This window comes from Streptomyces sp. NPDC030814, assembly GCF_055572155.1.
The window spans coordinates 41526-50827 of the sequence record NZ_JBVIDX010000039.1 but is presented as its reverse complement, the minus strand read 5'-3'; the positions used below and the strand labels follow the sequence as shown (position 1 = coordinate 50827).

General features: G+C 72.3%; 8 protein-coding genes. 5 read left to right on the top strand and 3 right to left on the bottom strand.

Annotation, left to right across the window (positions count from 1 at the left end; all coding sequences use genetic code 11):
- Window positions 1–123: 123 nt before the first annotated feature.
- Window positions 124–1029, bottom strand: a complete 906-nt coding sequence (locus ACZ43N_RS40500) for an endonuclease/exonuclease/phosphatase family protein (RefSeq protein WP_468104556.1) — start codon at window positions 1027–1029, stop codon at window positions 124–126.
- A 189-nt stretch (window positions 1030–1218) separates the two neighbouring features.
- On the opposite strand from ACZ43N_RS40500, the gene ACZ43N_RS40495 reads away from it, so the two are divergent.
- Together ACZ43N_RS40495 and ACZ43N_RS40490 are read left to right on the top strand one after the other, a co-directional pair.
- Window positions 1219–2523 carry a DUF6986 family protein gene (locus ACZ43N_RS40495; protein ID WP_468104555.1) on the top strand — a complete coding sequence of 435 codons (1305 nt, stop codon included), beginning with the start codon at window positions 1219–1221 and terminating at the stop codon, window positions 2521–2523.
- Window positions 2524–2638: 115 nt separating this feature from the next.
- Window positions 2639–4492: a serine/threonine-protein kinase gene (locus ACZ43N_RS40490; RefSeq protein ID WP_468104553.1), complete on the top strand. Its 1854-nt coding sequence runs from the start codon at window positions 2639–2641 to the stop codon at window positions 4490–4492.
- Here ACZ43N_RS40490 and ACZ43N_RS40485 read toward each other — a convergent pair.
- On the bottom strand, window positions 4438–5274 hold the full coding sequence (locus tag ACZ43N_RS40485) for a hypothetical protein (protein WP_468104552.1): 837 nt from the start codon (window positions 5272–5274) through the stop codon (window positions 4438–4440). The two genes, ACZ43N_RS40490 and ACZ43N_RS40485, sit on opposite strands and share 55 nt — an antisense overlap.
- Before the next feature lie 3 nt (window positions 5275–5277).
- Window positions 5278–6327, bottom strand: coding sequence for a LacI family DNA-binding transcriptional regulator (locus ACZ43N_RS40480; RefSeq protein WP_468104550.1), 1050 nt, complete (start codon window positions 6325–6327; stop codon window positions 5278–5280).
- Window positions 6328–6641: 314 nt separating this feature from the next.
- Here ACZ43N_RS40480 and ACZ43N_RS40475 point away from each other — a divergent pair, with 314 nt between their 5' ends.
- The 3 genes from ACZ43N_RS40475 to ACZ43N_RS40465 all read left to right on the top strand — a co-directional run bounded on the left by ACZ43N_RS40475 (window position 6642) and on the right by ACZ43N_RS40465 (window position 9281).
- Window positions 6642–7574: an ROK family protein gene (locus ACZ43N_RS40475; RefSeq protein ID WP_468104549.1), complete on the top strand. Its 933-nt coding sequence runs from the start codon at window positions 6642–6644 to the stop codon at window positions 7572–7574.
- A 256-nt stretch (window positions 7575–7830) separates the two neighbouring features.
- Window positions 7831–8076 carry a hypothetical protein gene (locus ACZ43N_RS40470; RefSeq protein ID WP_468104548.1) on the top strand — a complete coding sequence of 82 codons (246 nt, stop codon included), beginning with the start codon at window positions 7831–7833 and terminating at the stop codon, window positions 8074–8076.
- Window positions 8077–8243: 167 nt separating this feature from the next.
- Window positions 8244–9281: an NUDIX hydrolase gene (locus ACZ43N_RS40465; RefSeq protein ID WP_468104547.1), complete on the top strand. Its 1038-nt coding sequence runs from the start codon at window positions 8244–8246 to the stop codon at window positions 9279–9281.
- The last annotated feature ends 21 nt before the right edge of the window (window positions 9282–9302 follow it).

Here is a 9302-nt window from a genome sequence, read left to right as displayed (position 1 = left end):
CGACATCCACCCCACACAACAACGTCGGCCTTCAAGACCACAACCGGGTCTTGAAGGCCGACGTCACGCGAGCCCCCGAATAAACCAACAGCGTCCCGCACGAACGGTCGCGGGGGCCTTCGCTCATCCCAGGGTCAGCGAGGCCTGCACGGGCAGATGGTCGCTCGGGTACAGCCCGTCCATCGAGAAGGTGTTCATCGCGGCCCAGTTGGCGGTCACCCCGGGTGAGGTGAGAATCCAGTCGATCCGCCGCCCGTCCGGTCTGAGCCCCCGGTAGCCGTGATAGGTGGCGTAGGCCTCGCTGCGTGAGGCCGCCGCGTCCCAGGCGTCCACGAGACCGATGTCCAGCATCCGGTCGTAGACCCGGTTGTCGTGTGCGGCCGCGTTGAAGTCGCCGGTGACGATGACCGGCAGCGATCGATCCCATCCGGCGATCGTCTTGCCGATGAGTCCGACGGACCGCTCGCGGGCGTACTGGCTGACGCTGTCCAGATGGGTGTTGAGGGCGTAGAACTCCCGCCCCCCGTCGGCGAGATCGGCGAAGCGGACCCAGGTCACCATGCGCAGCCAGTCAGCGCCCCAGGTGTTGGACGCGATCGTGTACGGGGTGTCCGACAGCCAGAAGTGGTCGAACTCGATCGGCTCCAGTCGGCGGGTGTCGTAGAAGATCGCCATGAACTCGTCCCTGCTGCCGCCCCCACGACCGGTGCCGATCCAGTCGTAGTGCCCGCCGAGATCCTTCTCGATCATGCGCAGCTGCTGGTAGAGGCCCTCCTGGGTGCCGATGAGGTGGGGCCGCTCACGTCGCAGCAGCGCACGCATCACCGGACGGCGGGCCGACCAGCGGGGCGTGTCGTCGACGACGGTCGCGAAGCGCACATTGAACGTCATGACGTTCAGCGCGCCCGCGTACTCGCCGGCGGTAGCGGGCTGTGTGGAGCCCGCCGTGGTGAGCAAAGGTGCTGCGATGGCGGCCACCGCCGCGGACTTGAGTCCCTGGCGGCGTGTCACTCCGGCCTCGTTGGGCACGCGATCTCCTCCCCTTGGGAGTCAGGATGAAGCTTGCCGAATGAATACGGAAGAAGGCCGTGGGGATGACGGTGACCAGGGAGAACCATGGGAAATCACACGACGGGGCAGTGTTGACCCGCGGGAAGATCCGCGATTAGCTTCGTCATGCGGATCACTGATTCCGTAGAGTGGAAAACGGAGGTCGGGATGGGGCAGGGTCGGCAGGAGAAGGCGGCGACGAGTCTCGCCGGCGCCGTCAGCGAGGAGATCAGCGCCTCCCTCGCCCCCGTCGACGCGGAACTGGAACGCCGCTACCCAGGCGACCCCGGCACCCGCCAGCCGGTGCACACCGTCTACGTCCCCGGTGACGTGTTCGCCGCCGACACCATCCGCACCTGGGGTGACCAGGCCCTCGCAGCCCTCGACGAGCACGCCCCGGACGCCGCCTCCTTCGCCGCCGCCCTCGGCCTTCCCGACCACCTCGCCGGAGCCGTGTACGACCGCGTCCGCGCCAAGCTGGAGCGAGAGCCGATTGAAGACCTCCGCGTCGACTTCGAGGACGGCTACGGGCCGCGCCCCGACGCCGAGGAGGACGAGGCCGCAGCCCGCGCCGCCCGGCTCGTCGCGGAGGCCTGCGCGAAGGGCACGGCCGCCCCGTACATGGGCATCCGCATGAAGTGCATGGAGGCGCCCGTGCGTGACCGGGGCATCCGCACCCTCGACATCTTCCTCACCGGCCTGCTGGACGCCGGCGGCCTGCCCGACGGCCTGGTCCTGACCCTGCCCAAGGTGACATACGCCGAGCAGGTCACCGCCATGGTCCGCCTGCTGGAGGCCTTCGAGAAGACGCGCGGCCTCGCACCCGGCCGGATCGGCTTCGAGATCCAGATCGAGACCAGCCAGGCCATCCTCGCCGCCGACGGCACCGCCACCGTCGCCCGTATGATCGGCGCCGCCGAGGGCCGCGCCACCGGGCTGCACTACGGCACCTTCGACTACAGCGCCTGCCTCGGTGTCTCCGCCGCGCACCAGGCCAGTGACCACCCCGCCGCCGACCACGCCAAGGCGATCATGCAGGTCGCCGCGGCCGGCACCGGCGTACGCGTCTCGGACGGCTCCACCAACGTCCTGCCGGTCGGGACGACGGAGAAGGTCCACGAGGCCTGGCGCCTCCACTACGGCCTCACCCGCCGCGCCCTGGCCCGCGCCTACTACCAGGGCTGGGACATGCACCCCGGCCACATCCCCACCCGCTACGCGGCCGTCTTCGCCTTCTACCGCGAAGGGTACGAACAGGCCGCCGCCCGCCTCGCCCGCTACGCCAACCGCGCGGGCGGCGACGTCATGGACGAACCCGCCACCGCCAAGGCCCTCAGCGGCTATCTGCTGCGCGGTCTCGACTGCGGTGCCCTCGACGCCGACGAGGTGTCCGGGGCAACGGGACTGACCCGGGCCGACCTGGAGGGCTTCGCCGCGTCCCGCCGGGCGGACCCGACCATTTCCGGCCACTGAACCGGCCGGTCGTGTAGTGGTCCTGTGACAGCCGTCGCCGCTGGTCCGAGCCGTCCCCGAAGGCACCGTAGGCTGTACGCCCACTCATTGACGTGTTCACAGGAACGGGGCACAGGTGTCTTCGGGGGCGAACGAACAGGGAGACGGTGCCGGACGGCTCCTCGCGGGGCGGTACCGGATCGTGCGGCAGCTCGGACGCGGGGGGATGGGCGTCGTCTGGCGGGCCGTGGACGAGGTGCTCCACCGCGAGGTCGCCGTCAAGGAGCTGCGCACCTTCACGGACGTCGACGCGCCCGAACTAGCCGATCTGGGGCTCCGGATGCAGCGCGAGGCCCGGGCCGCCGCCCGTGTCCGGCACCCCGGGGTCATCGCCGTGCACGATGTCGCCGAGGTCGACGGCCGCCCCCTGATCGTGATGGAACTGGTCGACGGTCCCTCCCTGGACGACGTCCTGCGCGACCGGGGTCTCCTCGACCCGCGTGAGGCGGCCGCCATCGGCGCCAAGGTCATGGACGCACTGGCCGCCGCCCACCAGGTCGGCGTACTCCACCGCGACGTCAAGCCCGGCAACATCCTCCTCGACCGCTCCGGCCGCGTCGTCCTCACCGACTTCGGCATCGCCACCATGGAGGACCCGAACGACGGCTCCGCCACGCGTCTGACCCGCAGCGGCGAACTCGTCGGCTCCCTCGACTACCTCGCCCCCGAGCGCGCCCAGGGCAACGACCCCGGCCCCGCCTCCGACGTCTGGGCGCTCGGCGCCACCCTGTACGCGGCCGTCGAGGGCACCTCCCCGTTCCGCCGTACGTCGACCTGGTCGACCCTCACCGCGATCGTGGCCGAACCACTCCCGGAACCCAGGCGCTCCGGCCCCCTCGCGCCCGTTCTGCTCCAGCTGATGGACAAGAGCCCGGAGCACCGCCCCGACGCGGCCCGGGCCCGGGCGCTGCTGGAAGCCGTGGCCTCCGGTGAAGCGCCCGACGCGCCGACCACGCCAGGCGCGGGCCCGACCGCGCCGCCGAGACAGGAGACCGAGCGAAGCGTTCCCTCAGTGCCCCCGGGCTTCGGTCCGCCCACGGCGGGCGCGAGCGGCGGCTCCGGTGCACCGGGTGCGGGTGCGGGTGCGGGTGCGGGTGCGGGTTCCGGCGCGGCCCTCGGTCCGCCTCAGGCGATACCGGGGGCCGGAACCGGAGCGTCGCCGTCGGTCGGCGGCCCCGGCTCCGGGGCGCAGCCCCAGGCCCCCGCCGGGACCGTCACCACGGTGTCCACCCCCGGCGACCCCCGTCGCAGCAAGGGGCGTGCCCTGCTCGCCGCCCTGGCCGTCGTCGTGGTCCTCGCCGTCACCGGCGCCACGATCGCACTCGTGAACGGCGACGACGACACAGGGACGGGCGCCCGGCCCGCGCCCACCGCCTCCACCGGCGCCACGCCCTCCGAGGGCCGCAGCCGGGGCACGGTCGACTCCTCCGACGACTCCAAGGGCAGGAAGAAGGACGACGCGAAGACCGCGGACCCGAGCGAGAAGCCCAAGGAGGACGACGACAAGCGGGCGGCGCCGTCCGACTCCCCGTCGAAGAGCACCGACGGTGGGGCGACAGGCGGCGGTTCGGGCGGCTCGGACACTTCCGGCGGCTCCACCGGCGGCGGTACGACCGGCGGGACCACCGGAGGCGGTACCGCGGAGGAACCGGTGTGCCACGCGATCGGCGGCGGCAAGTACAACTGCACCGTGTGGGCGACCGCCAAGTCCTACAACGCCGCCGGCACCGAGGTCGGCGTCCTCAAGGCGGGCACCAACTACTTCTACTGCCAGCAGAACCTCGGCCGTCGCGAGACCTCCGGCGAGTGGACCAACGTCTGGTGGGCCAAGACCGACGACGACAGCGGCAACACCGACGTGTTCGTCAGCGACGTCTACATCAAGGGCGGCGACAACGACGCCCCGGTGCCCGGCCTCCCGCTCTGCTGAGAGTCCGTCCACGACCGCGAGCCGGGATGCGGCCGTGCGTACCGCTCAAGGCCGGAGACCGTCGTCCACCCCTTCTCGGCGAACAACTGCCGTCCCCGGGCGCACCGGGCGCGGTCACCGCGGGCCCGGGAGCAGAACTCGTCGGGCGTCGTGCCGAACAGCTCACGCAACTCGGCGGACACCGCGAGGAGTTCGGTGATCAGCGGGTGCTGCCGGCCGGGATGCGGACGCGGCTCCGGGCCGCCGTCGCGCAGGACGCCCCACCGGTTCACGTAGATCCAGGCGGTGTCCAGGACCTCGCCCGACTCCAGCTCGACGCGGAAGTCGGCGGCGGGGAGGGCGGCCCGGTGGAAGTTCCCCGTCGGTGAGTCGGCGCCCTCGCTGGTGTCGATCACGGCGAGCTGCGCCTCGTCGAGCCATGTGATGAACAGTTCACGGGTGGATCCGGGGGAGCGGAAGGGCGACGCGGACAGGTAGCCGAGCAGGCTGACATGGGCGGAGACACCGATCCCGATGCCCGTCACCCTGGCCTTGACCATGGGGACACGGCACTCCACACCGTGCTCCGCCATCTTGTGCACGAGCTGCGCGGGACAGGCGTTGGAGCCGACCGAGAGCACGGGGACACGGTCCTCGAAGCGCAGCGCGTCCAAGGGCAACATGCGGTTGCCGTCCAGGAGCGCGGACTCCTCGGGCCAGGATCCCGGATAGCTCAGCGGGTCCTCACGGGGCGCGACGTCGAGGCCGAGCGCCTCCAGCGTACGGGGGCCGTCGGGTGCCAAGGCTCAGTCCGCGGGGGCCAGTTCGCCCGAGCCGCGGGCGATCAGCCGAGTCGGGAGCTCGATGCGCTCCGGGGCGACGAGGGAACCGTCGAGCTGCTGGAAGAGCCGCTCGGCGGCTGTCCGGCCCAGCCGTGCGGGGTCCTGGGCGATCACCGTGATGCCCGGCTGGAGCAGATCGGCCAGCTCGAAGTCGTCGAACCCGACGAGGGCGACCCGCCGGGGGTGCTCGGCGAGGACCCGGACGACCGTGACCGTGACCCGGTTGTTGCCGGCGAAGACCGCCGTCACCGGGGCGGGGCCGGACAGCATCTCCTCGGCGGCCCTGCGCACCCGCCCCGGGTCGGTGACGCCCAGCGACATCCAGGTGTCCTCGACCGGTATGCCCGCGTCCTCCATGGCCGCCCGGTAACCGCGCAGCCGCTCGGCGGCCGTGTGGATGCGGGGCATGTCGCCGATGAACCCGATCCGGCGGTGCCCGTGCGCGATGAGGTGGGCGACACCGTCGCGGGCGCCGCCGAAGCTGTCCGACAGCACCACGTCGGCGTCGATCCGGCCGGCCGGACGGTCCACGAACACCGTGGCGACGCCCGCCCTGATCTCGGGCTCCAGATAGCGGTGGTCGTCACCGGCCGGGATGATCACCAGCCCGTCGACGCGGCGCGCGCACAGCGCCAGCGCCAACTCCTGCTCGCGGTCCGGGTCCTCGGCGCTCGAGCCGTTGATGAGCAGCGAGCCGTGGGCGCGGGAGACCTCCTCCACCGCCCGGCTGAGCGGGCCGTAGAACGGGTCGGCGAGGTCCTCCAGCACCAGGCCGATGCTCGCCGTACGGCCTTTGCGCAGCACCCGCGCACTGTCGTTGCGCCGGAAGCCGAGTGCGTCGATCGCCTCCTGCACGCGGCGCTCGGTGTCCGGGGTGACGCCCGGCTCGCCGTTCACCACCCGCGAGACGGTCTTCAGACCCACCCCGGCCCGGGCGGCGACGTCCTTCATCGTCGGGCGGTTTCCGTAGCGGTTCTCTGGCCGGCGGGCGGTGCTGCGGGCGGTCTCGGGCACTCTGTCCTGTCCTGTCCTGTTGTCCCTGTGCGTGGCCGGTGGTGCCGTGTCCCGCGGTCCACGATGCCCTCGTGGCGAGGGTTTCCCGCGGTGTCGTTGGTGGTGCGTGTCGGATTTGTGCGGCTGTTGAGGATGTGGCGACGAGCATAGAGCCTGGACAACGTTGTCACGCCCGGGGGAGACTGTCTATCGCATTCTCTGGCCGGCGCCCCCCACCAGGCGAGCGTCGTGCTGCCCGTTTTTCCGGCCGGAGATCCGGGCGCAGCTGGATCCGGGTGCCCGGGAGGAGACTCGGAGCGGGAGAACTGACACTGATGCACACCGACCTCGTGGCCGCGCTCGACATGGGCGGCACCAAGATCGCCGGGGCGCTGGTGGACGGCCACGGCCGGATCCTGGTGCGCGCGCAGCGCCCGACGCCCGCACAGGAGGACGGCGACACCGTGATGCGGGCCGTCGAGGAGGTCCTCGGTGAGCTGACCGCCGCCCCGCAGTGGGATGCCGCCACGGTCGTCGGGATCGGCAGCGCAGGCCCGGTGGACGCCTCCGCCGGCACGGTGAGCCCCGTCAACATCCCCGGCTGGCGGGGGTTCCCGCTGGTCGACCGGGTGCGGGCCGCCACCGGCGGGCTGCCCGTCGAGCTGATCGGCGACGGGGTGGCCATCACCGCCGCCGAACACTGGCAGGGCGCCGCGCGCGGCCATGACAACGCGCTGTGCATGGTGGTGTCCACGGGCGTCGGCGGCGGCCTCGTCCTCGGCGGACGACTGCACGCAGGTCCCACCGGCAACGCCGGTCACATCGGGCACATCAGCGTCGATCTCGACGGCGACCCCTGTCCGTGCGGTGCCCGTGGCTGTGTCGAAAGGATCGCCAGCGGCCCCAACATCGCCCGCCGCGCGCTGGAGAACGGCTGGCGGCCGGGGCCCGGCGGCGACACCTCCGCCGCCGCGGTCGCCGCCGCGGCACGCGCGGGCGATCGCGTCGCCGTGGCCTCCTTCGAACGTGCCGCGCAGGCCCTCGCGGCCGGTATCGCCGCCACCGCCACCCTCGTCGAGATCGACATCGCCGTCATCGGCGGCGGCGTCGCGGGCGCCGGCGACCTCCTGTTCGCCCCTCTCCGCGCCGCCCTCAAGGACTACGCGACCCTGTCGTTCGTTCAGCACCTGACCGTCGCCCCGGCCGAGATGGGCAGGGACGCGGGCCTGGTGGGAGCGGCCGCCGCGGCGCTGGCACGGGGGCGGTGACCTGCGGGCGGTCACCCGCGGGGTACTGACGCGATGGCTGAGTGCTGCGTCGGCGGCCGAGTGCGGGCCGGTGGCCCGGCATCCGGTGGCTGGGGCGGCGTCCATGGGACCTGCTGCAAAAACGTGCCGGGTCCCCTGGGGGACGGCGGCGACGGCCGGAGTGATCCACTCGCGGGGGTCCTGGCCGGCGTGCGTTCGCCCGGGCGAAACTCCGGGGTGACCGTGACCCCGTACCGCCCTCCCGCGTTGAGCGGGCATGAAGAAGCGCAGCATGCTCGCCATCGCCTCCCTCGCCACCGGTTTCGTCGTCGCGGCCATCACGCCGTCGCACGGTCTCGAGGCCGCCGACGCCCTCGGCAAGGCCGACGGGCTGAGCGAACTGGACGTCGAGGGAACCCTCGACTCGGTAGGCGGGACGGCCGCCGAAGAGGGCCTGGCGGTCGGCGACGACGCACTGGGAGGTGCCTCGGGCCAGCACGGCAAGGCCGTCAAGGGGCGCTGACGCCTGCGCCGACATCGGCGGAGATTCCCATCCGCCTCGCACGACACGGTGGCGGGTTCCCACGCGGTGGGGAACCCGCCACCGTGTATTTCACCTCCTCCTCAGCGGCTGGTTTCCTTGGTGTGGTGGAGGGCAAGCCTCAGGGGGTCAACAGAAGAGGGGGAACCGTGATCGTCTGGATCAACGGTGCGTTCGGTGCGGGGAAGACCACCACCGCACGGGAACTGATCGACCTGATCCCGAACAGCACGCTCTTCGACCCCGAGGTCATCGGCGGCGCACTGACGCACATGCTGCCGGCCAAGCGCCTCGCCGAGGTCGGTGACTTCCAGGACCTGCCGACCTGGCGGCGGCTGGTGGTCGACACCGCCGCCGCGCTGCTCGCCGAACTGGGCGGCACCCTCGTGGTCCCCATGACCCTGCTCCGCCAGGAGTACCGCGACGAGATCTTCGGCGGCCTCGCCGCCCGCCGCATACCCGTCCGGCATCTGCTCCTGGCACCGGCCGAAACGATACTGCGGGAGCGCATAGCAGGGCGGGACATACCGCCGGACCTCCCCGACGGCGAGATGCGGATGCGGCAATGGGCGTACGACCACATCGCGCCCTACCGCGCCGCCCTCGGCGGATGGCTCACCGCCGACGCCCACCTCGTCGACACGAGCGCCCTCACTCCGTACGAGACCGCACGGCGCATCGCCGACGCCGTACGCGACGGGAACATACCCGCGTGCGACATCGTGCAGACCCCCGAGCCGACCGCGGAGACCGTGGCCGCCGGAGTGCTGATGTTCGACGACGACGACCGGGTCCTGCTCGTCGACCCGACCTACAAGCCCGGCTGGGAGTTCCCCGGCGGTGTCGTGGAGCCCGGCGAGGCGCCGGCCCGCGCGGGCATGCGCGAGGTCGTCGAGGAGACAGGCATACACCTCGACGAGACACCCCGGCTGCTCGTCGTCGACTGGGAGTCCCCCTCGCCCCCCGGCTACGGGGGACTGCGCCTCCTCTTCGACGGCGGCCGCCTCGATGCGGCAGGGTCCCAGCGGCCCGTACTGCCCGGCCCCGAGCTGCGCGACTGGCGCTTCGTCACGGAGGAGGAGGCAGCGGACCTGCTGCCGCCGGTCCGCTACGCGCGCCTGCGATGGGCACTGCGGGCCCGGGAGCGGGGCGCTGCGCTGTACCTGGAGGCGGGAGCGCCCGTGTGACGGCCGCCCCTGCCGTGCCGG

Excerpts from the sequence above, each read along its gene's own strand:
- ACZ43N_RS40495 (WP_468104555.1), top strand. The coding sequence starts at position 1,219 with ATGGGGCAGGGTCGGCAGGAGAAGGCGGCGACGAGTCTCGCCGGCGCC.
- ACZ43N_RS40475 (WP_468104549.1), top strand. The coding sequence starts at position 6,642 with ATGCACACCGACCTCGTGGCCGCGCTCGACATGGGCGGCACCAAGATC.
- ACZ43N_RS40470 (WP_468104548.1), top strand. The coding sequence starts at position 7,831 with ATGAAGAAGCGCAGCATGCTCGCCATCGCCTCCCTCGCCACCGGTTTC.